At 58.7% G+C, this 26,403-nt stretch carries 23 protein-coding genes, 2 tRNA genes, 3 rRNA genes, 1 pseudogene and 1 other annotated feature; of the genes and pseudogenes, 14 read left to right on the forward strand and 15 right to left on the reverse strand.

The features are described 5' to 3' along the window. Nucleotides 1–66 precede the first annotated feature (66 nt). The 3 genes from NQE15_RS09945 to NQE15_RS09955 are packed head-to-tail and all read right to left on the reverse strand — an operon-like array spanning nt 67 to nt 2,194. Entirely contained in the window at nt 67–792 is a 726-nt protein-coding gene (locus tag NQE15_RS09945; protein WP_265949268.1) for a ferritin-like domain-containing protein, read from the reverse strand. Continuing rightward, complete coding sequence (locus tag NQE15_RS09950; RefSeq protein WP_265949270.1) at nt 789–1,835, reverse strand: aldo/keto reductase; 1,047 nt, start codon at nt 1,833–1,835, stop codon at nt 789–791. The genes NQE15_RS09945 and NQE15_RS09950 overlap by 4 nt, the downstream gene beginning before the upstream one ends. A gap of 26 nt (nt 1,836–1,861) precedes the next feature. Then, a complete protein-coding gene (locus tag NQE15_RS09955; protein WP_265949273.1) occupies nt 1,862–2,194 on the reverse strand; it encodes a hypothetical protein in 333 nt (110 codons plus the stop codon). Between the two features lie 105 nt (nt 2,195–2,299). Between NQE15_RS09955 and NQE15_RS09960 the strand changes: the two genes are divergently transcribed. Both NQE15_RS09960 and NQE15_RS09965 read left to right on the forward strand, forming a co-directional pair. Beyond that, entirely contained in the window at nt 2,300–2,938 is a 639-nt protein-coding gene (locus NQE15_RS09960; protein WP_265949276.1) for a DUF47 domain-containing protein, read from the forward strand. A gap of 13 nt (nt 2,939–2,951) precedes the next feature. Then, nucleotides 2,952–3,959 (forward strand): inorganic phosphate transporter, encoded by a 1,008-nt coding sequence (locus NQE15_RS09965; protein ID WP_265949279.1) that lies wholly within the window; start codon nt 2,952–2,954, stop codon nt 3,957–3,959. 142 nt (nt 3,960–4,101) lie between these two features. Here NQE15_RS09965 and NQE15_RS09970 read toward each other — a convergent pair whose 3' ends face one another. Further along, nucleotides 4,102–4,323: a YdcH family protein gene (locus NQE15_RS09970; RefSeq protein WP_265949282.1), complete on the reverse strand. Its 222-nt coding sequence runs from the start codon at nt 4,321–4,323 to the stop codon at nt 4,102–4,104. Nucleotides 4,324–4,389: 66 nt separating this feature from the next. Between NQE15_RS09970 and NQE15_RS09975 the strand changes: the two genes are divergently transcribed. The 8 genes from NQE15_RS09975 (at nt 4,390) to htpG (ending at nt 12,787) form a co-directional block, all read left to right on the forward strand. Beyond that, nucleotides 4,390–4,698, forward strand: coding sequence for a hypothetical protein (locus tag NQE15_RS09975; RefSeq protein WP_265949284.1), 309 nt, complete (start codon nt 4,390–4,392; stop codon nt 4,696–4,698). Next, nucleotides 4,698–5,258, forward strand: a complete 561-nt coding sequence (greB, locus tag NQE15_RS09980; RefSeq protein WP_265949287.1) for a transcription elongation factor GreB — start codon at nt 4,698–4,700, stop codon at nt 5,256–5,258. Before NQE15_RS09975 ends, greB begins: the two co-directional genes overlap by 1 nt. Before the next feature lie 398 nt (nt 5,259–5,656). Further along, a 16S ribosomal RNA gene (locus tag NQE15_RS09985) occupies nt 5,657–7,192 on the forward strand. A gap of 62 nt (nt 7,193–7,254) precedes the next feature. Continuing rightward, a tRNA-Ile gene (locus NQE15_RS09990) sits at nt 7,255–7,331 on the forward strand. A gap of 10 nt (nt 7,332–7,341) precedes the next feature. Beyond that, nucleotides 7,342–7,417 (forward strand) — tRNA-Ala (locus tag NQE15_RS09995). A gap of 210 nt (nt 7,418–7,627) precedes the next feature. Then, a 23S ribosomal RNA gene (locus NQE15_RS10000) occupies nt 7,628–10,510 on the forward strand. A 106-nt stretch (nt 10,511–10,616) separates the two neighbouring features. Continuing rightward, nucleotides 10,617–10,729 (forward strand): 5S ribosomal RNA (gene rrf, locus NQE15_RS10005). The 16S, 23S and 5S rRNA genes sit together here with 2 tRNA genes alongside, the layout of an rRNA operon. A 147-nt stretch (nt 10,730–10,876) precedes the next feature. Then, nucleotides 10,877–12,787: a molecular chaperone HtpG gene (gene htpG / locus NQE15_RS10010; RefSeq protein ID WP_265949289.1), complete on the forward strand. Its 1,911-nt coding sequence runs from the start codon at nt 10,877–10,879 to the stop codon at nt 12,785–12,787. A 107-nt stretch (nt 12,788–12,894) separates the two neighbouring features. Here htpG and tnpC read toward each other — a convergent pair whose 3' ends face one another. The 3 genes from tnpC to NQE15_RS10025 form a co-directional block, all read right to left on the reverse strand. Beyond that, the gene (gene tnpC / locus NQE15_RS10015; protein WP_265950075.1) at nt 12,895–14,403 is read right to left on the reverse strand and encodes an IS66 family transposase; all 1,509 of its coding nucleotides are present in this window, start codon (nt 14,401–14,403) and stop codon (nt 12,895–12,897) included. Nucleotides 14,404–14,465: 62 nt separating this feature from the next. After that, nucleotides 14,466–14,849, reverse strand: coding sequence for an IS66 family insertion sequence element accessory protein TnpB (tnpB, locus tag NQE15_RS10020; protein ID WP_265942632.1), 384 nt, complete (start codon nt 14,847–14,849; stop codon nt 14,466–14,468). Then, the gene (locus NQE15_RS10025) at nt 14,792–15,166 is read right to left on the reverse strand and encodes a transposase (protein WP_265942633.1); all 375 of its coding nucleotides are present in this window, start codon (nt 15,164–15,166) and stop codon (nt 14,792–14,794) included. The genes tnpB and NQE15_RS10025 overlap by 58 nt, the downstream gene beginning before the upstream one ends. A gap of 86 nt (nt 15,167–15,252) precedes the next feature. On the opposite strand from NQE15_RS10025, the gene NQE15_RS10030 reads away from it, so the two are divergent. Beyond that, nucleotides 15,253–15,465, forward strand: a complete 213-nt coding sequence (locus NQE15_RS10030; protein ID WP_265949291.1) for a DUF3820 family protein — start codon at nt 15,253–15,255, stop codon at nt 15,463–15,465. Nucleotides 15,466–15,521: 56 nt separating this feature from the next. On the opposite strand, the gene NQE15_RS10035 is transcribed toward NQE15_RS10030, so the two are convergent. Continuing rightward, the gene (locus tag NQE15_RS10035) at nt 15,522–16,064 is read right to left on the reverse strand and encodes a hypothetical protein (protein WP_265949294.1); all 543 of its coding nucleotides are present in this window, start codon (nt 16,062–16,064) and stop codon (nt 15,522–15,524) included. Between the two features lie 135 nt (nt 16,065–16,199). On the opposite strand from NQE15_RS10035, the gene NQE15_RS10040 reads away from it, so the two are divergent. Continuing rightward, nucleotides 16,200–17,984, forward strand: a complete 1,785-nt coding sequence (locus tag NQE15_RS10040; RefSeq protein WP_265949297.1) for a GspE/PulE family protein — start codon at nt 16,200–16,202, stop codon at nt 17,982–17,984. Nucleotides 17,985–18,236: 252 nt separating this feature from the next. Further along, nucleotides 18,237–19,464 (forward strand): annotated as a pseudogene (locus NQE15_RS10045) (IS3 family transposase). After that, nucleotides 18,515–18,630 (forward strand) — a sequence feature (AL1L pseudoknot). (Overlaps the previous pseudogene by 116 nt.) Nucleotide 19,465: 1 nt before the next feature. Here NQE15_RS10045 and NQE15_RS10050 read toward each other — a convergent pair. From NQE15_RS10050 to cysD, 5 genes are all read right to left on the reverse strand, one after another. Continuing rightward, nucleotides 19,466–19,873: a DUF4124 domain-containing protein gene (locus tag NQE15_RS10050; protein ID WP_265949300.1), complete on the reverse strand. Its 408-nt coding sequence runs from the start codon at nt 19,871–19,873 to the stop codon at nt 19,466–19,468. An 82-nt stretch (nt 19,874–19,955) separates the two neighbouring features. Continuing rightward, nucleotides 19,956–20,837, reverse strand: a complete 882-nt coding sequence (locus NQE15_RS10055) for an HDOD domain-containing protein (protein ID WP_265949303.1) — start codon at nt 20,835–20,837, stop codon at nt 19,956–19,958. An 11-nt stretch (nt 20,838–20,848) separates the two neighbouring features. Continuing rightward, complete coding sequence (locus NQE15_RS10060) at nt 20,849–21,652, reverse strand: response regulator (RefSeq protein WP_265949306.1); 804 nt, start codon at nt 21,650–21,652, stop codon at nt 20,849–20,851. A 162-nt stretch (nt 21,653–21,814) separates the two neighbouring features. Beyond that, the gene (locus NQE15_RS10065; protein ID WP_265949309.1) at nt 21,815–23,083 is read right to left on the reverse strand and encodes a sulfate adenylyltransferase subunit 1; all 1,269 of its coding nucleotides are present in this window, start codon (nt 23,081–23,083) and stop codon (nt 21,815–21,817) included. Continuing rightward, nucleotides 23,083–24,021 carry a sulfate adenylyltransferase subunit CysD gene (cysD, locus tag NQE15_RS10070; protein ID WP_265949312.1) on the reverse strand — a complete coding sequence of 313 codons (939 nt, stop codon included), beginning with the start codon at nt 24,019–24,021 and terminating at the stop codon, nt 23,083–23,085. The genes NQE15_RS10065 and cysD overlap by 1 nt, the downstream gene beginning before the upstream one ends. 195 nt (nt 24,022–24,216) lie before the next feature. On the opposite strand from cysD, the gene NQE15_RS10075 reads away from it, so the two are divergent. Further along, nucleotides 24,217–24,735: a superoxide dismutase family protein gene (locus NQE15_RS10075; protein WP_265949314.1), complete on the forward strand. Its 519-nt coding sequence runs from the start codon at nt 24,217–24,219 to the stop codon at nt 24,733–24,735. Nucleotides 24,736–24,741: 6 nt separating this feature from the next. Here NQE15_RS10075 and fumC read toward each other — a convergent pair whose 3' ends face one another. Together fumC and NQE15_RS10085 are read right to left on the reverse strand one after the other, a co-directional pair. Next, complete coding sequence (fumC, locus tag NQE15_RS10080; protein WP_265949316.1) at nt 24,742–26,130, reverse strand: class II fumarate hydratase; 1,389 nt, start codon at nt 26,128–26,130, stop codon at nt 24,742–24,744. A gap of 15 nt (nt 26,131–26,145) precedes the next feature. Next, entirely contained in the window at nt 26,146–26,385 is a 240-nt protein-coding gene (locus NQE15_RS10085) for a DUF2789 domain-containing protein (RefSeq protein ID WP_265949319.1), read from the reverse strand. Nucleotides 26,386–26,403 lie beyond the last annotated feature (18 nt).

Below are 26,403 nucleotides of genomic sequence, written 5' to 3' on the forward strand. Positions count from 1 at the left end.
GCTCGCGGCCGGCCAGTGCGGCTAGTTCCCGGCGAGTAAAGCCGGCGGCCAGCCGGGCCTCTTCGTTCATTGGCGCTTGCGGTCGGGGGCTTTGAATTCGTCTAGCAGGTGGCGGTAGGTGCTTTCCGGATCCAGTTTCCGTTCATCGCACAGGTGGCGGAACCAGCGGTCGCCCAAGCCGACATGACCGATTTCATCGCGCAGAATGACATCCAGCACCCGGGCGCTGGCCTCGTCGCCGCATTCCTCGAGTTTTCTCTGGATCGGCGGCGTCGCGTCGAGGCCGCGCGCCTCCAGCAGGCGGGGAACCAGCGCCATGCGTGCCAGTACATCGGCACTGGTCTTTTCCGCCATCTTCCACAGGCCGGCATGGGCTGGGAAGTCACCGTAATCATGACCCAGGGAGCGCAGGCGTTCGCGCAGTATCTTGAAGTGGTGGGCCTCTTCGGCGGCGACGCCGATCCAGTCGGCGTAATATTGTGACGGCAAGCCGCGAAAGCGGGCGGCGTGATCGAGCGCCAGATTGATGGCGGTGAATTCGATGTGCACGACTGCGTGCAGCAGGCGGGCCCGCCCCTCCGGTGTTTTCGGATTGCGCTGCAAGACCAGTTTCGGCGCCACTATTTCCGGCTTGGCTGGTCGACCGCAAATCAGGGCGACCGGTGTTTCATCGTGCCAGTCAAGTTCTCCGCCAAGCCAGGCAGTCTCGATGGCCGTCGTTAACTCGATTTTTTGCTCAATATCGCTGGCCGCCAAAGCGCCGGCCAGCGACTTGAATAACGATCGGCTCATGGTGCCGGATTGGTGTAGCGCAGATGAAGCGCGTCGATCTCGGCCAGCAGTTCGGGCGACATTGGTGTTTGCGTTGCCGGCAGGGTTTCCTTGAGCTGGCTTAAGTTCGATGCGCCGATGATGGTGCTGGCCACGAACCAGCGCGAACGCACGAAGCCAAGGGCCAGTTGGGTCGGTGTCAGGTCGTGGCGGCGCGCCAGTTCGACATAGGCGGAGAGTGCCGGAGCGACGTTGGGCTTGCTATAGCGCTGGCCGAAACTTGGCCATTGGGTGAGCCGTCCGCGAGCGGCGGGGTCGGCCAGGTATTTTCCGGTCAGGTGGCCGAAGGCAAGCGGCGAGTAGGCGAGCAGCCCGACCCGCTCGCGATGGCAGACCTCGGCCAATCCGCTCTCGAAGGTCCGGTTGAGCAGATGGTAGGCATTCTGTGTCGAAACGATGTGCGGTAGCCCCAGTTCCTCGGCCAGTCCGGCGAACTGCATGATCCCCCACGGGTGTTCGTTGGATACGCCGACATAACGGATCTTGCCTTCCTTAACCAGTTCGGCCAGCGCTTCGAGTTGCTCTTGAATGGATGTGCACTCGCGTTCATTGGCCGGGTCGTACTGCCACTGCCCGAACATCGGCTGGTTGCGCTCGGGCCAATGGAGTTGGTAAAGGTCGATGTAGTCGGTCTGCAAGCGGTGCAACGAGCCCTCGATGGCGGCGCGGATGTTGGCTCTGTCCATGGCCGGTGGGCCATTGCGGATCCAGGTCAGGCTGCGCGCCGGACCGGCGACCTTGGTGGCGACCACGATCCGGTCGCGTTGTTGGCGGGCCAGCCAGCGCCCGACGATGCTTTCCGAAGCGCCGCAGGTCTCGGCGCGGGGCGGTACGGCATACATCTCGGCGGTGTCGATGAAGTTGATGCCGGCGGAGAGGGCGAAATCGAGCTGGGCGTGGGCATCGGGTTCGGCGGTCTGTTCACCGAAGGTCATGGTGCCCAGGCAGACTTCCGGTACGACCAAATCACCGTTGCCGAGGGGGCGTTGCAGGAAGGATTTCATCGGTATCTCCGAAATTGGGCCGAGGGTCAGGGTTGGGCGCAAAGGACGCCATAAATCAGGATGTGGCGTTCCAGTGTGTTGTCGAATCCGGCTGGAACAATCGCCAGTCGGTGTTCATCCGGCATCTGGCAGTTCGCCTCAACCCATAGTCTGGCCGCCGCGTAGGCTTCGTCGAAGGTAACAAACAGCCCGTCGAGTCTCGGTGAGCGTACGGGCAGGAAAGTGCTCGAAATGCGGTCGAGTAGGGTGTCGGTGTCCAGCATCTGCACCGCGTATCCAGCCGCCGGACGTGCCAATGGCAAGTCGTCAAGATTGAAGCAGTCGCCAAAGGCGTCCGGACTGAGTTGAAAACTGGGCATTCCTCATTTTAGCCGGAAGCTCCGGCCATTGAGCTGAATGGGTGAGGGGCCAATAGTGCAGCGTGATAGAATGCCGGCCTGTAATAATTACTTAACAGGACTGTCATGTTCGGTCGCTTGATGCCCAAGGAGGGCAAGTATTTCGATCTTTTCAACGCTCATGCGGATCTGATCCTGCAAGGAGGACAGGCGCTTTCAGGGCTGATAGCGGCGCTGGTCGACGAGCCGGAAAAAGCGCTGGCACACGCTGAAGAAATCGATGTGCTGGAGCGCAAGGCAGATGAAATTACTCATAGCACCCTGGCCCAGTTGCACACATCGTTCATCACGCCGTTTGATCGCGACGAAATCCATCAGCTGATCAACGGCATGGATGACATTCTGGACATCATCCAGGATGTTGCCGAATCGATGTCGCTTTACGATATCCACCGCGTGTCACCCGAGGCCAAGCTGATCGCCGAGACCACCGAAACGTGCTGCGGTTGCGTGCGGTCGGTGGTCAAGTTGCTGCACAGCATGGACAACGCGCCGGCGATTCTCAAGCTGTGTCATGAGATCGACGAACTGGAGTCCGATGCGGACCGCATGCTGCGCGAGGCGATGTCCAAGGTTTTTCGTGAAGAACCGGATGTGCGCCAGGTCATCAAGCTCAAGGAAATCTACGAACTACTCGAATCGGTGACCGACCGCTGCAAGGATGTGGCCGGCACGATCGAAGCTATCGTTCTCGAAAACTCCTGAGCGGGCAGTTCGCATGGACTCCCTCCAAATCAGTCTCGGGGTCGTCGTTACCTTGGTAATCGTCGCCTTGCTGTTCGATTTCATGAACGGCTTCCACGATGCCGCCAATTCGATCGCCACCATTGTTTCGACGCGGGTTCTGAAGCCGCATCAGGCGGTCATCTGGGCCGCCGCATTCAATTTTCTCGCCTATTTCCTGTTTCAGTTGAAGGTGGCTTCGACTATTGGCAAGGGCACCATCGATCCCAGTATCGTGGATCACTACGTGATTTTCGGTGCCTTGATCGGTGCCATCATCTGGAACATCATCACCTGGTATTACGGCATCCCGTCGTCGTCTTCGCATGCGCTGGTTGGTGGTCTGGTTGGCGCCGCGATCGCCAAAGCTGGCGTGGGCGGGCTCATTTCAGCTGGTGTCTTGAAGATCATCGCCTTCATCTTTGTCGCCCCTTTTCTTGGGTTTTTTATTGGTGGAGGCTTGATGGTGATCGTCTCGTGGATTTGCCGAAACATGGCACCACGCAAGGTCGACAAGCATTTCCGCCGCTTCCAGTTGTTGTCTGCTGCGGCTTACAGCTTGGGGCATGGTGGTAATGACGCCCAAAAAACCGTCGGCATTATCTGGATGTTGTTGATTGCCGCCGGGATGTCCAAGTCCACGGACGTAATCCCGTCTTGGGTGGTGATTTCGTGCTACACCGCCATGGGGTTGGGCACCATGTTCGGTGGCTGGCGCATCGTCAAGACTATGGGTAATCGGATAACCAAACTCAATCAGGCCCGTGGCTTCTGTGCTAACAGCGGTGGGGCAATCACCCTGTTTCTGGCGACCGCGTTCGGTATTCCGGTGTCAACGACGCATACCATTACCGGGGCGATTGCCGGTGTCGGTTCGACCCGCGGCGCTCGTCGCGTGCGTTGGGGGGTTGCGGGCGGGATTGTCTGGGCCTGGATTCTAACCATCCCATGCAGTGCAGCCATGGCAGCAATTGCCTGGTATTTTGGCACGCTACTGCTCTGATTCTGAAGATAATCGCTTATCTATTCCTGCTGGCGGTGCTGGCGGGAATCGTCTGGTGGATTCCCGTGCTCTGGGAGTTGGCTATAGCCGGCGCCATTGGTGGTGTTTACTGGATTTTTTTCCGCATTCCGCCCAGCAAGGGCTAAGCAGGGATATCGGGAATCAGCAGTTGTTCAAGCAATAGAATTCGGTCCTTGAGCACCAGCTTTCGCTTCTTCAGGCGACGAACCAGCAAGTCATCCGGTGGTGGATTCAGCATCAAATGTGTGATGACCAAATCCAGGTCGCGATGCTCCACCTGTAGCTCATGTAACTGGGCACGGATGTCGCCAATCTCGACGTCGCTTGGCGGGTGGAGAGACATTTTGAACTCCTGACAGCTTCAGATGTTTTGCTAGAATACCCGAACAGTTCATGGGAGGAGAGAGAAATGCAACATCATGTAATCGTCTCGTTCGGCAAGGATATTGAATTCGAATATAAATTTGCCGGTGGGGCTCCTGCTGACGAAGCACGTCAGTGGTTCGATCACGAATTTACAGTTTTGGAATGTGATGTTGCGACCCCGACCGGCAAGATATTGGCGGTGGATCGTATCTTGAGCGTTGCCAAATTTGCGGGTGAGGCCCGTTTCCGCGAACAGCGTACCTGGGCGGAGCAGTTTGCCAAGAATACGGCGGCAATCCTGGGGCGTGATCTGATTCGCGTTGATGTCGAGCATTACAGCATCGGCTATTGATGAACAAGGCGTTTGTTCGGGAGAGCGAGGGCGATGATGAGGAAGAAGAAGCCAAGGCTGCCCCAAGTCTTCCCGCAGGGACGCGCAATTACATTACGCCAGGCGGGCACGCCCGGCTGAAAAGCGAACTCGAGCAGCTCGTCAAGCGCGAGCGGCCGCATATCGTTGAAATCGTCGCTTGGGCGGCGTCGAATGGTGACCGTTCCGAAAATGGTGACTATATATATGGCAAGCGCCGCCTGCGCGAAATTGATCGCCGTATCCGTTTTCTGACCAAGCGCCTTGAAATCGCCGAAATTGTCGACCCACTTCGTCAAGGAGATAACAATCAGATCTTCTTTGGGGCGCGGGTTACGGTAGGGGACATTGATGGCGCCGAAAACACCTATACCATCGTTGGTGTAGATGAAACAGATGTTGCTCGCGGGCGCATCAGTTGGATATCTCCTCTGGCTCGTGCACTGATTAAGTCACGGGAGGGTGATACGGTGCGTTTTCAAAGCCCGGTCGGCATACGAGAAATCGATATTTTGGAAGTGGTTTACCAAGTAGTCGATTGATCGTTGGTTTTGCCCCTAATGCTCGGTTTCTTTGTCTTTGATAAGAGTTTTCAAAATAGGTGTTGACCGTCGTTTTTGAATCTATATAATGCGCACCTCTTCTGCAGCGGCGGGGTTTTCCGGCGGTTGGGGGAGAGGAAGAAAAGAGAAGAAGTTGGGTGTAAAAGCTTGACGAGATGTTGGAAGTGATTCATAATCTCGCTTCTCTGCTGCTGACGGATTTAACGAGACGGCGCGGCGAGTGATCTTTAACAATTTGAACAACCGATAGGTGTGGGTGCCTTGATGCTAGCGATGCAAATCGCAAAAAAGTATTAAAGGCAATCACACGGATGGAGAGATCCATCGAGGTAGAAGTTAAATTCTACCGTCAGTGAATTGTGAGTATTAGTTGGATTGAACTGAAGAGTTTGATCCTGGCTCAGATTGAACGCTGGCGGCATGCCTTACACATGCAAGTCGAACGGCAGCGGACCTTCGGGTGCCGGCGAGTGGCGAACGGGTGAGTAATGTATCGGAACGTACCTTTCAGTGGGGGATAACGTAGCGAAAGTTACGCTAATACCGCATATTCTGTGAGCAGGAAAGCAGGGGATCGCAAGACCTTGCGCTGATTGAGCGGCCGATATCAGATTAGCTAGTTGGTGAGGTAAAGGCTCACCAAGGCGACGATCTGTAGCGGGTCTGAGAGGATGATCCGCCACACTGGAACTGAGACACGGTCCAGACTCCTACGGGAGGCAGCAGTGGGGAATTTTGGACAATGGGGGCAACCCTGATCCAGCCATGCCGCGTGAGTGAAGAAGGCCTTCGGGTTGTAAAGCTCTTTCGGCCGGGAAGAAATCGCATGGGTTAATACCCTGTGCGGATGACGGTACCGGCATAAGAAGCACCGGCTAACTACGTGCCAGCAGCCGCGGTAATACGTAGGGTGCGAGCGTTAATCGGAATTACTGGGCGTAAAGCGTGCGCAGGCGGTTTTTTAAGACAGGCGTGAAATCCCCGGGCTCAACCTGGGAACTGCGCTTGTGACTGGAAGGCTAGAGTACGGCAGAGGGGGGTGGAATTCCACGTGTAGCAGTGAAATGCGTAGAGATGTGGAGGAACACCAATGGCGAAGGCAGCCCCCTGGGTCGATACTGACGCTCATGCACGAAAGCGTGGGTAGCAAACAGGATTAGATACCCTGGTAGTCCACGCCCTAAACGATGTCAACTAGGTGTTGGGAGGGTAAAACCTTTTAGTACCGGAGCTAACGCGTGAAGTTGACCGCCTGGGGAGTACGGCCGCAAGGTTAAAACTCAAAGGAATTGACGGGGACCCGCACAAGCGGTGGATGATGTGGATTAATTCGATGCAACGCGAAAAACCTTACCTACCCTTGACATGTCCAGGAGCCTGAAGAGATTTGGGTGTGCCCGAAAGGGAACTGGAACACAGGTGCTGCATGGCTGTCGTCAGCTCGTGTCGTGAGATGTTGGGTTAAGTCCCGCAACGAGCGCAACCCTTGTCGTTAATTGCCATCATTTAGTTGGGCACTTTAACGAGACTGCCGGTGACAAACCGGAGGAAGGTGGGGATGACGTCAAGTCCTCATGGCCCTTATGGGTAGGGCTTCACACGTCATACAATGGTCGGTACAGAGGGTTGCCAAGCCGCGAGGTGGAGCCAATCCCAGAAAGCCGATCGTAGTCCGGATCGTAGGCTGCAACTCGCCTGCGTGAAGTCGGAATCGCTAGTAATCGCGGATCAGCATGTCGCGGTGAATACGTTCCCGGGTCTTGTACACACCGCCCGTCACACCATGGGAGCGGGTTCCGCCAGAAGTAGGTAGCCTAACCGCAAGGGGGGCGCTTACCACGGCGGGGTTCGTGACTGGGGTGAAGTCGTAACAAGGTAGCCGTAGGGGAACCTGCGGCTGGATCACCTCCTTTCTAGAGAAAGCATCTCTGGCACCCACAACCTATCGGTTGTTCAAAGAGTAGCAAACAGACGAGGGTCTGTAGCTCAGTCGGTTAGAGCACCGTCTTGATAAGGCGGGGGTCGTTGGTTCGATTCCAACCAGACCCACCACGTCACAAACGGGGGATTAGCTCAGCTGGGAGAGCACCTGCTTTGCAAGCAGGGGGTCAACGGTTCGATCCCGTTATCCTCCACCAGAATCTAAAGATAAGCTGATTGTTTATCTTTAGCTTTTGAGGAATCAATTGCTACGCTCTTTAACAAAACGGAAGAAGGTTGTGTTGCAGCGCTGATGAGGCGTTGGCAACACGTTGTGATTGCATCTGTCTTCATTTCTTTGCCGGAATGAGACAGCACAAATATGAGTTTGCCTGTAGCCACTCTCTTAGGAGAGTACAAGGTTATAGGATCAAGCGACTAAGTGCATGTGGTGGATGCCTTGGCGATCACAGGCGATGAAGGACGTGCAAGCCTGCGAAAAGCGGGGGGGAGCTGGCAATGAAGCTTTGATCCCCCGATGTCCGAATGGGGAAACCCACTCAGCAATGAGTATCCCACACTGAATACATAGGTGTGGGAGGCGAACCCGGTGAACTGAAACATCTAAGTAGCCGGAGGAAAATAAATCAACCGAGATTCCCCAAGTAGTGGCGAGCGAACGGGGAGCAGCCTGCTAGTGATAGCGGAGACGTTAATGGAACGGAATGGAAAGTCCGGCCGTAGTGGGTGATAGCCCCGTACATGAAAACGACTCTGTGGTACTAAGTTAGCGAAAAGTAGGGCGGGGCACGTGAAACCTTGTCTGAACATGGGGGGACCATCCTCCAAGGCTAAATACTCGTGATCGACCGATAGTGAACTAGTACCGTGAGGGAAAGGCGAAAAGAACCCCGGGAGGGGAGTGAAATAGATCCTGAAACCGCATGCATACAAACAGTGGGAGCCGACTTGTTCGGTGACTGCGTACCTTTTGTATAATGGGTCAGCGACTTACGTTGTGTTGCGAGCTTAACCGAATAGGGGAGGCGTAGCGAAAGCGAGTCTGATAAGGGCGTTTAGTAGCACGGCGTAGACCCGAAACCGGATGATCTATCCATGGCCAGGATGAAGGTGCCGTAACAGGTACTGGAGGTCCGAACCCACTAATGTTGAAAAATTAGGGGATGAGCTGTGGATAGGGGTGAAAGGCTAAACAAATCCGGAAATAGCTGGTTCTCCCCGAAAACTATTTAGGTAGTGCCTCATGTATCACTTGCGGGGGTAAAGCACTGTTATGGCTAGGGGGTCATCGCGACTTACCAAACCATGGCAAACTCTGAATACCGCAAAGTGCGAGCATGGGAGACAGACAGTGGGTGCTAACGTCCATTGTCAAGAGGGAAACAACCCAGACCGCCAGCTAAGGTCCCCAAGACACAGTTAAGTGGGAAACGAAGTGGGAAGGCATAGACAGCTAGGAAGTTGGCTTAGAAGCAGCCATCCTTTAAAGAAAGCGTAATAGCTCACTAGTCGAGTCGTCCTGCGCGGAAGATGTAACGGGGCTCAAACTGTGCACCGAAGCTGCGGATATCCGTAAGGATATGGTAGGGGAGCGTTCTGTAGGTCTGTGAAGGTGTCTTGTAAAGGATGCTGGAGATATCAGAAGTGCGAATGCTGACATGAGTAGCGATAAAGGGAGTGAAAAGCTCCCTCGCCGAAAGCCCAAGGTTTCCTACGCAACGTTCATCGGCGTAGGGTGAGTCGGCCCCTAAGGCGAGGCAGAAATGCGTAGTCGATGGGAAACAGGTCAATATTCCTGTACCGATTCTAGATGCGATGTGGGGACGGAGAAGGTTAGGTCAGCCATCTGTTGGAATAGGTGGTTTAAGCGTGTAGGCGTGCCCCTTAGGCAAATCCGGGGGGCTAAGCTGAGGCGTGATGACGAGGCACTACGGTGCTGAAGTGATTGATACCAAGCTTCCAGGAAAAGCCACTAAGCTTCAGTCTAGAATTGACCGTACCGCAAACCGACACAGGTGGGCAGGATGAAAATTCTAAGGCGCTTGAGAGAACTCAGGAGAAGGAACTCGGCAAATTAACACCGTAACTTCGGGAGAAGGTGTGCCCCGGTAGGTTGTAGAGCCTCGCGCTCGAAGGCCGATGGGGTTGCAGTGAAATGGTGGCTGCGACTGTTTAATAAAAACACAGCACTCTGCAAACACGAAAGTGGACGTATAGGGTGTGACGCCTGCCCGGTGCCGGAAGGTTAATTGATGGGGTGCAAGCTCTTGATCGAAGCCCCGGTAAACGGCGGCCGTAACTATAACGGTCCTAAGGTAGCGAAATTCCTTGTCGGGTAAGTTCCGACCTGCACGAATGGCGTAACGATGGCCACACTGTCTCCTCCTGAGACTCAGCGAAGTTGAAATGTTTGTGAAGATGCAATCTCCCCGCGGCAAGACGGAAAGACCCCATGAACCTTTACTGTAGCTTTGCATTGGACTTTGAATCGGTCTGTGTAGGATAGGTGGGAGGCTGTGAAACCGGGACGCTAGTTTCGGTGGAGCCAACCTTGAAATACCACCCTGATTTATTTGAGGTTCTAACCTTGATCCGTGAATCCGGATCGGGGACCGTGCATGGTGGGCAGTTTGACTGGGGCGGTCTCCTCCCAAAAGGTAACGGAGGAGTACGAAGGTACGCTTAGGACGGTCGGACATCGTCCATAAAGTGCAATGGCAAAAGCGTGCTTGACTGCGAGACCCACAAGTCGAGCAGGTGCGAAAGCAGGTCATAGTGATCCGGTGGTTCTGTATGGAAGGGCCATCGCTCAACGGATAAAAGGTACTCTGGGGATAACAGGCTGATACCGCCCAAGAGTTCATATCGACGGCGGTGTTTGGCACCTCGATGTCGGCTCATCTCATCCTGGGGCTGTAGCCGGTCCCAAGGGTATGGCTGTTCGCCATTTAAAGAGGTACGTGAGCTGGGTTTAAAACGTCGTGAGACAGTTTGGTCCCTATCTGCCGTGGGCGCTGGAAATTTGAAGGGGGCTGCTCCTAGTACGAGAGGACCGGAGTGGACGAACCTCTGGTGTACCGGTTATGACGCCAGTCGTATCGCCGGGTAGCTATGTTCGGAAGAGATAAACGCTGAAAGCATCTAAGCGTGAAACTCGCCTTAAGATGAGATTTCCCGGAGTCTTGAACTCCTTAAAGGGTCGTCGAAGACCACGACGTTGATAGGTCAGGTGTGGAAGCGCAGTAATGCGTTAAGCTAACTGATACTAATTGCCCGTACGGCTTGATCCTATAACCTTGTAATACACTGCAAACTCATAATCGCAGTCACAACAAACAACCTTCTATCCCCGTTTTGCGTTTGGCGCGGTTACTCGCGACAAACATACAAGTTACGTCTGGCGGACATAGCCTTCTGGTACCACCCCTTCCCTTCCCGAACAGGACCGTGAAACAGTTGAGCGCCAATGATAGTGAGCTTCCGCTCGCGAAAGTAGGTCACCGCCAGACTCCCCATCCAAACCCCCTTCAGCACCAGCTGAAGGGGGTTTCTGCGTCTACAACGAAAAATTTGATCGCTGCCATGGCTCTTGAAATCGGTCGCGCAGCCCCCATCTCCCAATTCACGTTCTTAATGCTTCATTGGGAGTTTCAAGCATGTCCGAGTCCGCAACCACAAATCGCGAAACCCTGGGGTTCCAGGCTGAAGTAAAGCAACTGTTGCAATTGATGATTCACTCCTTGTACAGCAACAAGGAGATCTTCCTCCGGGAACTGGTATCCAACGCCTCCGACGCCTGCGACAAGCTGCGTTTCGAAGCGCTGAACAATAGCGCGCTGTATGGCGACGATTCGGATCTGAAGATTCGTATCGCTTTCGACAAAGACGCCCGTACCATCACCATTTCCGATAACGGCATCGGCTTGTCGCGCGATGAGGCGGTCGAGCATCTCGGCACTATTGCCAAGTCCGGTACCAAGGAATTTTTCTCGGCGCTGACCGGCGACCAGGCCAAGGACGCCCATCTGATCGGTCAGTTCGGCGTCGGCTTTTATTCCTCATTCATCATTGCCAATAAGGTGACCGTGGTTTCTCGCCGGGCTGGCGTCGAGGCCAACCAAGCGGTCTGCTGGGAGTCCGGCGGCGAAGGCGATTACACCGTCGAGATGGTTGAGAAGGCGACGCGCGGCACCGATGTCACGCTGCACCTGCGCGACGGCGAGGATGAATTCCTCAGTGCCTGGAAGCTGAAATCGATTATTCGCAAGTACTCCGACCACATCACGCTGCCGATCGTGATGAAGAAGGAAGAATGGAACCAGGAGAAGGGCGAGCAGGTCGCCACTGACGAGGACGAGACGGTCAACCAGGCCAACGCCCTGTGGGTGCGCAGCAAGTCGGACATCACCGACGAGCAGTACAAGGAGTTCTACAAGCACGTCGCCCACGATTTCGAGGACCCGCTGGCGTGGACCCATGCCCGCGTCGAAGGCAAGCAGGAATACACCCAGTTGCTCTACATCCCGGCCCGCGCCCCGTTCGACCTGTGGGACCGCAATGCCCGCCACGGCATCAAGCTCTACGTCCGCCGCGTCTTCATCATGGACGATGCCGAACAGTTGATGCCGCTCTACATGCGCTTCGTGCGCGGGGTGGTCGACTCCTCCGACCTGCCGCTCAACGTGTCGCGGGAAATTCTGCAGCAGAGCAAGGATATCGACGGCATTCGCAGCGGCTGCACGCGCAAGGTGCTCGGTATGCTGGAAGACTTGGCGGAAAACGACAAGGAGAAGTACGCCAAGTTTTGGGAAGCCTTTGGTGCCGTGCTCAAGGAAGGCGTCGGCGAGGATTTTGCCAACAAGGAAAAGATCGCCGGGCTGATTCGCTTCGCCTCGACCCACAATGACACGCCGGAGCAAAATGTTTCGCTGGCGGAATACATTGGCCGCATGAAGGAAGGCCAGGAGAAGATTTACTTCGTCACCGCCGACACCTTTAATGCAGCCAAGAACAGCCCTCACCTCGAGATTTTCCGCAAGAAGGGCATTGAAGTGCTACTGCTCTCTGATCGCGTCGACGAGTGGGTCGTTGGTCACCTGACAGAGTTCGACGGCAAGCATCTGCAATCGGTCGCCAAGGGCGGTCTCGACCTCGGTAAGTTGGAGGACGAGGAAGAGAAAAAGGAGGCCGAGAAAGCCGCCGACGAGTACAAGGAGCTTCTGGAAAAGGTGAAGACCGCGCTCGGCGACAAGGTGAAGGATGTCCGCGTTACCTACCGCTTGACCGATTCGCCGTCCTGCCTGGTCTCCGACGAACACGACCCGTCCGGTAACCTGGCTCGCCTGCTCAAGGCAGCTGGCCAGAACGCCCCGGCGACCAAGCCGATCCTCGAAATCAACCCGCATCATCCGGCGGTGATGCGCCTGAAATACGAGGAAAACCGTTTCGACGACTGGGCCGCCTTGCTCTTCGAGCAGGCCATGCTGGCCGAAGGCGGTCAGCTTGATGATCCAGCCGGTTTCGTCAAGCGCATCAACGACCTGATGATGGCTTTGTCGGGCAAGTAAGCAGGATTACAGCAGAAACCGAACGGGGCGATAAGCCCCGTTTTTCTTTTTCCGGAAATTATTGGCACAATCGGTCCGGATGAATGTAAGCGCCCGGCGAACTCAGGTCAGTCGGTGATTTGAGGTTGCCAGCGGTGCGGCAGCAGGTCGCCGACGCGGCTTGCCGGTTGGGTCGGCAGGCGGGTCAGGACATCCTTCAGGTAAGCCAAAGGCTCGTGACCATTGAGCTTGGCGGATTGGATCAGGCTCATGATCGCGGCGGCGCGTTTGCCGGCGCGCAAGCTGCCGGCAAATAACCAGTTCTTGCGGCCGAGCGCGATCGGCCGGATCTGATTCTCGATCCAGTTGTTATCGATCGGCACCTGGCCATCCGTTAGGTAATGCGTCAGCGCCACCCAGCGTTTCAGGCTGTAGTCGATCGCCCTGGCGGTCCCCGAGCCATTGGGTACCACCTGTCGTTGCCGGGTCAACCAGGCATGCAATTCATCGGCAATCGGTCGGGCTTTCGCCTCCCGAATTCGTCGTCGCTCATCGATGTCGAATCCGGCAGCTTCCTGCTCGACCCCATAGAGTTTGCCGAAACAATCCAGTGCCTCGCCGGCGATCAGGCTCTGCTTCTGGCTGTGTAGCTCGAAGAACTTGCGCCGGGCATGCGCCATGCAGCCGGCTTCAGTCAACCCATTGGCCAGCAGTGCCTTGTAGCCTGAGTAATCATCGCAAATCAGTGTGCCGCGCCAGTCACCCAGGAATTCCTGGGCGTGCCTGCCGGCACGGCTTTCAGCAAAGTCATAGATCACCGCCTTGGTCGGCTCGAAGGCGCCGATGCTGTAGGACCAGAGGTAGGCTCGATGCGTCTTGCCAGCCCCCGGATCAAGCATGGCCACCGGCGTTTCATCGGCATGCAGCACCCGATGCCCGAGCATCTCATCCTTCAGGGCATCGACCAGGGGCTGGAGTGCCACACCGCATTTCCCTACCCACTGGGCGAGTGTCGATTGCGGAATGGCCAGTCCGGCCCGACCGAAGATCGCTTCCTGACGATAGAGCGGCAGATGGTCGAGGTATTTGGCAACCAGCACCTGCGCGAGCAAGCCGGTCGTCGGAATACCCTTGTCGATAACGTGCGCCGGAACAGGCGCCTGGATCAGCGTTTCGCACTGCCCGCAGACCCACTTGCCACGAATGTGGCGCTCGACGCTGAAGACGCCTGGCGTGTAATCGAGCTTCTCGGCCACATCCTCGCCGATGCGCTTCATCGTGCAGCCGCAAGGGCAGACCGTGGATTCAGGCTCATGATGAATGTCGGCACGCGGCAGACTCGCCGGCAGCGGCTGGCGTTTGGCCTGGCCTTTCGCCTTCGGTGGCGTCGGCGACAGTTGTGCGAGTTCTTCTTCCATCGCCGCCAGATCGGCATCGATGGTTTCCTCGAATAGTTGCGCCTGCTCGACCGGCCAGTGCTCGGTCTTGACCCCGAAGCGCCAGCGCTTGTGCATCGCCAGTTCATGCGTGAGTTTGTCGATCTTGGCTTGGCGCCAGTCCAACTCGCGGTCTTTCTCGACCAGCAGGCGACGCAGTTCGTCAGCGCTGAGTTGGTCGAGGTGGGTTGGCAAGGACATGGCCGGCATGATGCCGTCCGCCGCCCGATCTGACCATCGTGGACTTCCCCAATGGTGGACCGTCAAACAATCCGGATCACACCGCCGTCAGCCAGTCGTTCCCATGGCAGACCGAGGACGAGTGCATCAAACTGCGGCCGGCTGAGCTCGACGCTGCTGTTGCCGTGCCGCCAGCAGAATCGCCCCTGATTGAGCCGACGGTTCGCTAGCCAGATACCGTATCCATCATGGACCAGCACTTTCATCCGGTTGGCTCGGCGATTGGCAAACAGATAGGCATGGTGGGGTCGGGCTTCGCCAAACATCGAGACGACCCGGGCCAGGATCGTCTCGGTCCCCGCCCGCATATCCAGCGGCGTGGTCGATAACCACAGGGCATCGACCCGAATCACCGTAGCCAATCTCGCAACCAGGCGGCGCAATCGCTCGCCGCCTGTCCAGGCCATTCAATCTTCACCGCCGTGTTGCCACGCCGAACTTCGATCCGAATGTCGGGGATGCTTGAGACGATGGGTGGCATCGGTACCGGCACAAAGGCGGGTTCTGTGCCGCGCGCCGGTGAAATCGACCGTGCCGGCAGGCTGCGGCTCGGTGGCTCAATGCCCCGTTCCCGCATCCAGCGACGGACCTGATTCGCATTGACGCTATTGGCCAACGCAATGCCGGCAACTGAAGCGCCGGCCTCACAACAGGCAGCAATCACTGCCTGCTTGAACTCCTCGGGGTGAGTCCGCCTGCGGCGGCTCGGCTTCTTAACTTCCATCGATCGTGTCCACCATCTTTTTTAGTGGACACTATCTTCACGGTCTAAGCCGTCAATTCACAGATGAGTTCGCCGGGCGCTTACGGATGAATCCCGAAGACCTTCAATTGCTGCTTACGCGCAGCATGCCCTACGGTAAATACAAGGGGCGTTTGATCGCCGACTTGCCCGGCCGCTACCTGAACTGGTTCGCCCGCGAAGGTTTTCCGAAAGGGGAGATCGGTCGCCTGCTGGCGCTGATGCAGGAGATCGACCACAACGGTCTGAGTTCGCTGCTCGACCCCTTGCGTCAGCGCTGAAAGCGAAAGAGCCGCTTGCAGTCTTCAAGCGGCTCTGGCAAGAAGCGTCGTGCAATTCACTCCACATTGAACTGTTCATGCAGGCAGGCTCTGTGTTCCGGGCCGAGCTTGTCCTTGCAGGCGTCACGTGCCTTCTGGTGGATATCGCAACGTTGCGCATTGGGAGCCTCGCTGCAATCGACCGGCGGCATTTTCTGCTGCATGCATTGCCGGAAGGCTGGTCTCGGCTGGTCCTTGCAGGCTGAATAGGCCTGCTTGCGGGCCTCACAGCGTTGGGGATTGGCGGATTTGGTGCAGTCGAAATTCTGGCGCTGTTCCTGCATGCAGTGCCGGCGCTCCGGACCCATTTTGCCCTGGCAGGCTGCCATGGCTTTGGCTCGGGCTTCGCGATGCGCTGTGCAGGCAGAGGGATTGAGTGCCTGAGCGCAATCGCGCGGCGCTCTGGCGCCCGGGCCGGCCTTTTGTCCCATGCCCATGCCCGAGCCCATCCCGTTCCTTCCATCCATTCCTCCCATTCCCGGGCCGGGCTGTGCCAGAGCCGGCAGGCAGAGCAGGGAAGCCAGCAATGTACTGGCGATCATCATCAGGCGGGTTTTCATGTTGTGCTCCTTGTGAGTGGGTTCGATTTGATTCTAGGCGCCGCGAATCCAGGTGCCGGTCTCATTTGTAAAGGAATGCAAGCAGCAAGCCCCCCGGTTACAAAGCGTTACGAAGCACATGCTATATTGCCTCGCATGAACGACAAGAACATAAGCGAACACCGCCTGGCCCTCTCCGAAGTGCTGCAGATGATGGTGGAGGATGGCCTGGTTGTGCAGGAAACTGCAGATGCGCTGAAGAACGAGCGACGCTTGCACGGTGGCAAGATTCATCCGCTGATCGTGATTGCTGACCAGAAATGGCGTACTTCGCGTCCCCCAGTCAAATTGCTCAGCCTCGAGGTCTTGACGGAATGGCTGGCCGGACGGAGCGGGCTTGAGTACCTGCATATCGATCCCCTGAAAATCGATTTCACCGGCGTCGCCGAAGTCATGTCGAGCGCCTACGCCGCGCGCTTCGGCATCCTGCCCGTCCAGGTCACGACGCGTGAAGTGGTTATTGCGACGGCCGAGCCCTACATCCGGGAATGGGTGGAGGAACTGCGGCCCATCCTGCGCAAGGAAATTCGCCGGGTGATGGCCAATCCGGATGATGTCGGACGCTATCTGGTCGAATTTTTCAACCTCGCCAAGTCGGTCAAGAAAGCTGCGGCGCGTGGCGAAACCACCGCCGGCCTCTCCAGCTTCGAGCAACTGGTCGAACTCGGCAAGGGCAACCGGCAGTTCGATGCGAACGATCAGCACATCGTCCATATCGTCGATTGGCTATGGCAATACGCCTTCGACCAGCGGGCCTCCGATATTCACATCGAACCACGGCGGGATCTCGGCATCGTGCGTTTCCGGATCGATGGCGTGCTGCATCAGGTGTACCAGATCCCGATGACAGTGATGAACGCGATGACCAGCCGCATCAAGCTGCTCGGACGGATGGACGTCATCGAGAAGCGGCGGCCCCAGGATGGGCGGATCAAGACGCGGACCCCGGCCGGGCAGGAGGTCGAACTTCGTTTATCGACCTTACCGACCGCCTTTGGCGAAAAGCTGGTGATGCGGATTTTCGACCCCGAGGTGCTGGTTCGCGATTTCCGTTCACTGGGCTTTTCCGAGGACGATCAGCTGCGCTGGAAACAGATGACCGCTTCGCCCAACGGCATCATCCTGGTCACCGGTCCGACTGGCTCGGGCAAGACCACGACGCTCTATACGACGCTGAAGCAGCTGGCGACGCCGGAGGTCAATGTCTGCACCATCGAAGATCCCATCGAAATGGTCGAGTCCGCCTTCAACCAGATGCAGGTCCAGCACAGCATCGACATGGGCTTCGCCGATGGCGTGAGGGCCCTGATGCGGCAAGATCCGGACATCGTGATGATCGGCGAAATCCGCGATCTGGAAACCGCCGAAATGGCCATCCAGGCAGCGCTGACCGGGCATCTCGTGTTGTCGACGCTGCACACCAACGATGCGCCGTCGGCGATTACCCGCCTGCTCGATCTCGGCGTGCCGGCCTACCTGATCAACTCGACACTGCTCGGCGTCATGGCCCAGCGCCTGGTGCGTACGCTCTGTCCGCACTGCAAGAAACCAGTGCAAACCACTGATGAGCAACGGGCTGCCTGGCGGGGACTGGTTGCCCCCTGGAAATCGGGCGAGCCGGCGCAAATATTCCAGCCGGTGGGCTGTCTGGAATGCCGGATGACCGGCTATTCCGGGCGTGTCGGCATCTACGAGTTATTGCTCAACTCCGTCGAGGTGCGCCGGCTGATCAAGCCGCAGATCGAAATTGCCAAGCTGCGCGAACAGGCTTATCGCGAAGGGATGCGCCCATTGCGCATTTCGGGCGCCCTGAAAGTCGCGCAAGGCGCGACCTCGCTCGAGGAAATCATCAAAGTGGCGCCGCCGGCCGACGAGGTCTGAGGCGCTACCTCCGGTCAGCGAACGCAGAACTTGTCGTCGCGCGGGCAGGGTTTTCCGGGCTTGGGTTTCGGTTTCGGCTCGGGATGGTGGTGGGGGGCGCGCGGGTAAGGCATGACGTTGGGTCCGCCATAGACTGGCACCGGGACCAGCGTCGGCTCGCTTTTCGCCTTGGCGCGGCAAATGGCTTCCAGTTCGGCCTGGCTGAATCGCCCCGGGTTTGGTGGAGGCTCTAACTCTTGAGAAGATAGAGCCATGAAGAAGTCAGTTAAGTTCTCCCCCGAATTTCGTGAGCGCGCCGTGCGCATGGTTGCCGAAAGCCGTGCCGATCATCCGTCGCTGTGGTCAGCCGTTGAATCCATTGCGGTCAAGATCGGTTGCACGCCGCAGACGCTGCTGACCTGGGTGCGTCAGCACGAACGAGATGCCGGCCAGCGCGAAGGGCCGACCACGGCGGACCAGAAGCGTGTCAAGGAACTGGAGCGCGAGGTCAAAGAGCTGCGCAAAGCCAACGAGATCCTCAAGCTTGCCAGCGCGTTTTTCGCCCAGGCGGAGCTCGACCGCCGATTCAAGTCTTGAGGTCTTTCGTCGACGAGCATCGTGCTGCCTTCGGGGTCGAGCCGATCTGCAGGCAATTGCAGATTGCCCGTCGGGCTACCGGCGTCATGTCGCTCGGCGGCGCAATCCTGAACAGCGCAGTCAGAGAGTGCGGCGTGACGAGGTGTTAGTGCCCGAGATCAAGCGCGTCTGGCAGGCCAACCTGCAGGTCTATGGTGCCGACAAGGTCTGGCGGCAACTGAACCGCGAAGGCATCGCGGTGGCCCGTTGTACGGTCGAGCGACTCATGCGGCGTCAAGGTTTGCGCGGAGTCATGCGCGGCAAGGTGGTGCGCACCACGATCAGCGACAGCAAAGCGGCTTGCCCGCTGGATCGGGTCAATCGACAGTTCAAGGCCGACCGTCCCAATCAGTTGTGGGTCTCGGACTTCACCTATGTCTCGACCTGGCAAGGCTGGTTATATGTGGCTTTTGTCATCGACGTTTTTGCCCGCCGTATCGTGGGTTGGCGAGTGAGCAGTTCCATGCATACGGACTTCGTGCTCGATGCGCTGGAACAGGCGCTGTACGCCCGTCAGCCGAGTCCCGACGAGGCCTTGATCCACCACTCGGACAGGGGCTCGCAGTACGTCTCGATCCGCTACAGCGAGCGACTGGCCGAAGCCGGGATTGAGCCATCAGTCGGCAGCAAGGGCGACAGCTACGACAACGCGCTAGCCGAGACGATTAATGGCTTGTACAAGGCGGAGATGATCCACCGGCGCGCCCCTTGGAAAACCAGGGAATCCGTGGAGCTGGCAACTCTGGAATGGGTGTCTTGGTTTAACCACCACAGGCTGCTTGAACCGATTGGCTATATCCCCCCCGCAGAAGCTGAGGCAAACTACTACAGGCAACTCGCCGATCAGGCCGCCATCGTGGCCTGACTTAAACCAACCGGCCTCCACGGAAACCGGGGCGATTCAGGCGGGCCGGTTCGACCGGGTTCAGTTCGAGTTCGCGCAGGCATTCACTCATGCTGCCTGACTGGTAAACGCGTTGCTGGGCTGCGCTCTGGCGTTCGCTGGATTGCCGCTGGCGTTCGGCCGCCTCTTCCGTACGCTGCGTTGCCTCGCGCTTTTCGACAAAGCTCCGCATGCGCTCGACATCGCGCTCGGCTTGCTGCCGGCTTTGTTCGGATACCGGATCGTCGGGGCGGACGGTGAGCGTGCCGCTACCGGCCGGGCAGGGAGCATTTGAAATCTCGGTGCGCCCGTTGGCCAGGCGGCACTTGTAGATGTCGGCCTGCACGGGCAAGGCGAGCAGTGCGATCAGCAAGCCCAGAAAGCGAGTCATGGGAAGCTCCGGGAAATCTCCGTCATCAAGATTAGGGTAGTAGCCCTCATCGTCATGATGATCGGCGCAATAGCCGGGGGATTCAAGGGGCCAATGAGTTCCCGGTATCTTCGGCCTGGCGGGCGGCGGTGACGAGTTCGGCGGGGGCCCCGATACGTTCGAGAAAATTGCTGTGTCCCTGGTGCAGCAACGTCTCGATTTCCCGGTAGTCGTCCGCCAGGGCGGGATTGTTCCAGCCGACCGCCGTGTGGCGGGCAAGATCGACCGCCAGTTTGACGTTCTTCACATTGGGGGAGTTTGCATTTTCCGGGTCCATCAGCGTCACCAGAAGGTGGGGGAGTCCCCACAGGGTGCTGAGTTCCACCGAGAGCTCGTCGAGGACCACGCCGTATTCCTCGTTCTGCACGCTGGCCGAGCGCAAATGCGGTGCCGACGCCTGCCGCTCCTTGGTGCGGGTCGCAAGCGCTGGGGCAAAGCACCACATCAGGATTTCGGCAAAATCGTGCAGCAGTGCCGCCAGTGTGATTTCTTCGAAGGCCGGATTCTGGCGCAGCACTGCCCAGTCACGTGCCCAGAGCGCGGCCTGCCGCGAGCGAGCCATGACTTTCAGCAGACCAAGCATGGCTTTCGGGTAACCCTTGAGCTGTTGCTCGATGATCGGCAGATCATGGAAGTCGGCATAGAACTTCTGGGTGCCGATCATCATCAATGCCCGTTCCACCGTCGTCAGCTCGGCAGAGCTGCGGCTCGAACGACGCTCCGCCATATAGCGGAAGAGACGCAGTGTCATCAGCGGATCGTTCTCGATGATTGCCGCCAATTGCCGGGTATTGATCCGTTCGGCGTCATCGCGCAACTCCGCCAGCTGATTGGCGGTGTGGCGCAATACAGGGATTTCGACTTCCTTGAAATGTTCCACCCAAGGCTCGACGCCGGGGAACGGAAAGTCAATCATCAGGGTCATCGGCTCAGTCCTTATTGATTGAACAGCTTTTTCACGAAGGCTTCGAGATAGGCCGGGCGAATCGGTTTGACGACATAGCCCCGGGCGCCCAGGCCGGCGGCTTTTTCGACCAGTTCTCGCGAGGCGCTACCAGTGACCATGACTACCGCCGTCTGCGGGCTGGCTTCACGAATCCGGGGCAGGGCGTCGAGGCCTGATAGGCCCGGCATATTGACGTCGAGAAAGAGGACCGCCGGTTGATGGTTCTGGGCGGCCTTGACGGCTTCCTCGCCGTTGCTCGCCTGACCGACGATATTTAGGCCGAGTTCGGTGAGCAGCCCTTTGAGCAGCAGGCGAATCGAGCCATTGTCGTCAACGATGACGGCGCTTGGGCGCTTGCGCGGCGTCGCCCCTCCCGTTTGCGGTGCCGGAGCCTGCCTGACGGCGCTTTGCTGGTTGGCCGCGTTGGCTTGCTGCCGGGTGCTGACTACCTGTTGCACCTCGTCGATCACCTGTTTCTGGCCGAAAGGTTTGCGCAGGAAGCCGGCGGCCCCCGCATCGGCCGCCCGTTGCTCGATACTTTCCTCTTCCGACGCGGTCATGAACAGGACGTCGATTTCCGGCCGGGCGGTGTTGATTTCGTTGAGGATGTCCAGGCCGTCGCGCCCCGGCAACTGGTAGTCGAGACAGACGATATCCGGTGACAGGTTCCTGACCGCCTCCATTACACCGCTGCCCTCGGCCAGGGCGCCAACCACTGTATGGCCGCGATCGGCGAGCAGGGTCGCCAACATGATTCGCATCGAGGCATTGTCATCAACGATCAAAACGCGCATTCAGGGTCTCTTGTTTGATTTCGGAGCAGCGGCAGTCATGCCAAACTGGCGCTAACGCCGGTTCCCGCTATGGTAGCCGTGAATTGGCCCAAATGAAGCGCTGGAAACGAATGACGCCCCAGTACGGGGCGTCATTTGCTGTGTCCCGATGTAGCGGGGTGGTCAGAGAATCATTCCCGCCCCGACCGTATTGTTGTTGCTTTCGTCGATGATGATGAAAGCGCCGGTGCCGCGGTTTTCCAGGTAGGGGTCGGCGAACAGCGGCTGGGCCAGCTTGAAGGTGACTTGCGCGATGTCGTTCATCGCCAGCTTTTCGGCCGGGACTTTTTCCAGCGTGTTGACGTCGAGGCGATGGTCGATGGCGGCCAGCTTGGCTTTCGAGTCGCGCGTCGTGTGGCGGATCAGGTAGGTGCGGGCGCGGTCCATCGGGGCTTCGGCCATCCAGCAGACGGTGGCTTCGATCTGCTTGACCGCCGCCGGGACTTCGCTGGATTTGACGATCATGTCGCCGCGCGAGGTGTCGATTTCGTCGGCCAGCAGCAGGGTGATGGATTGTTCGCAGAAGGCTTCGCCGATATCCACGCCGCCGAGTTGCACGGCCTTCACGGTCGACTCGCGGCCGGAGGGCAAGACGGTGACGGCGTCGCCGACCTTGATCGAACCGGCTTCGACACGGCCCATGAAGCCGCGGTAGTCGTGCAGCTCTGGATTGGCCGAATCCTGCGGGCGGCAGACGTACTGGACCGGGAAGCGGAATTTCTCGGTGTGTTCGGTGTGGGCGGCCGGGGCGACTTCGAGCATCTCGAGCAGGGTCGGGCCTTCGTACCAGTTCAGGTTGTCGCCACGGTCCACAATCATGTCGCCATTGAGCGCCGAGAGGGGGATGAAGCGGATGTCTTCAATCCCTACTTTGGCAGCAAATTCGAGGTATTCACCCTTGATTCGCTCGTAGGTTTCCTGCGAGTAATCGGCGAGGTCCATCTTGTTGATGGCGACGATCAGGTGCGGGATGCCGACCAGCGAGGCGAGCTTGGAATGGCGGCGAGTCTGGGTCAGCACACCCTTGCGCGCATCGATCAGGATGATGGCCAGGTTGGCGGTGGACGCGGCGGTCACCATGTTGCGGGTGTACTGCTCGTGGCCCGGCGCGTCGGCGATGATGTACTTGCGCGTCCCGGTGCTGAAATAGCGGTAGGCGACGTCGATGGTGATGCCTTGCTCGCGCTCGGCTTGCAGGCCGTCGGTGAGCAGCGACAGGTCAACCGCGCCCATGCCGCGCTTTTCGGAAGTCTTGGCGATGGCCGACAGGGTGTCGGCGAGGATGGTCTTGGTGTCGAACAGCAGGCGCCCGATCAGGGTGCTCTTGCCGTCATCGACGCTGCCGCAGGTCAGAAAGCGCAGCAGGCCGTGATCTTCAACTTGGGCGGTCATCAGAAGTAACCCTCTTTCTTGCGTTGTTCCATGGAGGCGTCGCTGGTCTGGTCGTCCAGACGGGTAGCGCCGCGCTCGGTGATGGTGGTGGTGGCGGTTTCGAAAACGATCTTGCTGACGTCGTCCGCATCCGATTCGACCGGGGCCGTGCAGGAAATGTCGCCGACGGTGCGGAAACGCACCTGCAGGTCGATGATTTCTTCACCATCCTTGGAGGGGTTGGCAATGCCGCCGCCGACCAGCGGTACGTTGACGGGCACGATGGAACCCTGGCGCATGACGACCGGACGCTTGTGAGCGAAATAGATGCTTGGCAGTTCCAGGCTTTCGCGCTCGATGTATTGCCAGACGTCCATTTCGGTCCAGTTCGAGATCGGGAAGGCGCGGATGTTCTCGCCCTTGTGGCTGCGGGCGTTGTACAGGCTCCACAGTTCCGGGCGCTGGTTCTTCGGATCCCACTGGCCGAACTCGTCGCGGAAGCTGAAGATGCGTTCCTTGGCTCTGGCCTTTTCCTCGTCGCGGCGGGCGCCGCCGATGCAGGCGTCGAAACCGAATTCCTCGATGGCTTCGAGCAGGGTCACCGACTGGTGCTTATTGCGCGATTCGCCTTCGTGCTTCAAGACGACGGTGCCGCGCTTCATCGAATCTTCGACCGAACGCACAATCAACCGCTCGCCCAGTTCGGCGGCGCGCTTGTCGCGGAAAGCGACGACTTCCTGGTAATTGTGGCCGGTGTCGATGTGCATCAGCGGGAAAGGGAACTTGCCCGGGCGGAAAGCCTTTTCGGCCAGGCGCAGCATGCAGATCGAGTCCTTGCCGCCGGAGAAGAGCAGTACCGGGTTGGAACACTGGCCGGCCACTTCGCGCATGATGTGGATGGCTTCAGCTTCGAGCCAGTCGAGGTGGCTGAGTGTGGCGCCTTGAGTCGTTTGGGTCATTGCGGGGAGATCCAAGGATGGATGTGGAATGGTTGCCATTGTAGCAAGGCCTTAATATTCGTTTAAGAACAAGTGCGCATCTTGTTAGTGTGTTTGGTTATATAAGGCTGATTCGAGAAAGGGAACGTTTTTCGCATGCGCCGGTCATCAATGAGGCAGTAGCACTCTGTCATTTCAACCCATAAGGAGAAGAAGATGAACCGCCAAGTTACCTATGCCCTGTCCGTCCTTTCCATCGCCGCGCTTGGCGCCTGCGCCACCAGCACCAGCGGGCCGTCGGCCAGCGCCGCTCTGGCCGCTCGCTCCGGCAGCGCGGTGTCGGGCAACGTGGTGTTCAGTGAAGCCGCCGGCAAGCTGCGGATCGAGGCGACAGTGGCTGGGCTGACGCCGGGCGAGCACGGTTTCCATGTACACGAGGCGGGGGATTGCAGCGCGCCGGATGCGACCAGCGCCAAAGGCCACTTCAACCCGGCCGGCAAGATGCACGGCCATTACGGCAGTGCCGACCATCATGGCGGCGACATGCCCAACCTGGTCGCCAATGCCCAGGGCGAAGCCCGTTACAGCGCCGAAGTCAGCGGCCTGAGCCTAAGCGGTCCGAACGGCGTGCTTGGGCGCAGTGTCGTGATTCATGCCGATCCCGACGACTACAAGTCCCAGCCGGCCGGCAATTCCGGCAAGCGTATAGCCTGCGGCGTGATCGCCGCCCGCTGATCGGTTTTAGCGGTCCGGATGGACCATCGCTGCCGGGACGACCCACTGCTCGTACTCGGCAGCACTGACGTAGCCCAGGTGGAGCGCCGCCGCGCGTAGCGTGGTGTTGTCGTGCTGGGCCTGCTTGGCGATTTCCGCCGCTTTGTCGTAGCCGATGTGGGGCGTCAGCGCGGTGACCAGCATCAGCGAGCGTTCCATCAGTTCGGCGATGCGTTCGCGGTTGGCGCTGATGCCGCGCACGCAGTGGCGCTCGAAACCAAGCATGCCGTCGGTTAGCAGGCGGATGCTTTGCAGCAGGTTGTGGGCGATCACCGGCTTGAATACATTCAGCTCGAAATTGCCTGAGGCGCCAGCGATGCCGATCGCCACGTCGTTGCCCATGACCTGGCAGCAGAGCATGGTCAGCGCCTCGCACTGGGTCGGGTTGACCTTGCCGGGCATGATCGAACTGCCCGGTTCGTTTTCCGGGATGCTGATCTCGCCGAGGCCGGAGCGTGGCCCGGAGGCCAGCCAGCGGATGTCGTTGGCGATCTTCATGAGGGCGACGGCCAGGGTTTTCAGGGCGCCATGGGCGGCGACCAGTCCGTCGTTGGCAGCCAGCGCCGCAAACTTGTTGCTGGCGCTGAAGAAGGCGAGGGCGGTACGCGAGGCCAGCTCGGCCGCGACACGGCTGCCGAATTCTGGGTGGGTGTTCAGGCCGGTGCCGACCGCCGTGCCGCCGACCGCCAGCGGGTAGAGTGAAGGCAGGCTGGCCGAGATGACGGATTCGGCGTGCTTGAGCTGGGCGGCGTAACCGGAGAATTCCTGGCCGAGCGATAGCGGCGTGGCATCCTGCAAATGGGTGCGGCCGATCTTGATGATCTCGGCGAAGGCCGCCGCCTTGTCCTCGAATGAAGCCCGCAGCAGGGCGACGGCCGGCAGCAGGCGGCGGGCGATGCCGACGCCGGCGGCGAGATGGATGGCGGTGGGGAAGATGTCGTTCGAGGACTGGCCGAGATTGACCTCGTCGTTCGGGTGCACCAGGCGGGTGCTGCCGCGCTTGCCGCCGAGCAGTTCCGAGGCGCGGTTGGCTAGCACCTCGTTGAGGTTCATGTTGGTCTGCGTGCCGGAACCGGTTTGCCAGACCGAGAGCGGAAATTGGTCGGGGTGCTTGCCTTCGACAATCTCTTCCGCTGCCGCAATGATGGCGCCAGCCTTGTCGCCGGGCAGCAGACTGAGTTCGAGGTTGACCCGGGCGCCGGCCAGTTTTACCTCGGCCAGGGCGTGGATCAACTCTTCCGGCATGCGCTCGGTGGAAATGGCGAAATGTTCCAGTGAGCGCTGCGTTTGCGCGCCCCACAAGCGCTCGGAGGCGACCTCGATAGTGCCGAAGGAGTCCTTCTCCTGACGCGTCATGGCGGCATGGCCAAATTAGTGTCGGGCGTGCAGTTTGACGTTCAGTTCGTCGGTGACTTCCGCCCAGTCGGCATCCAGGAGGATTGATTCGCGCAGGAAAGCGGCCTGCGATGGTGTCCAGAACGGCGCTTCGGACAGTTGCACGCTGTTGGCCAGCGGGCGATGGGATTCGATAAAGCGGGCGATGGCCGCTTCGTCGTTGGCCTGGCCGAGCTGGGCGAACAGGTGGCTCATGTTATGTACCGGACGTTCCATGATGACGGTCTCCTGATA

The organism is Dechloromonas sp. A34 (assembly GCF_026261605.1).
Classification (GTDB): Bacteria; Pseudomonadota; Gammaproteobacteria; order Burkholderiales; family Rhodocyclaceae; genus Azonexus.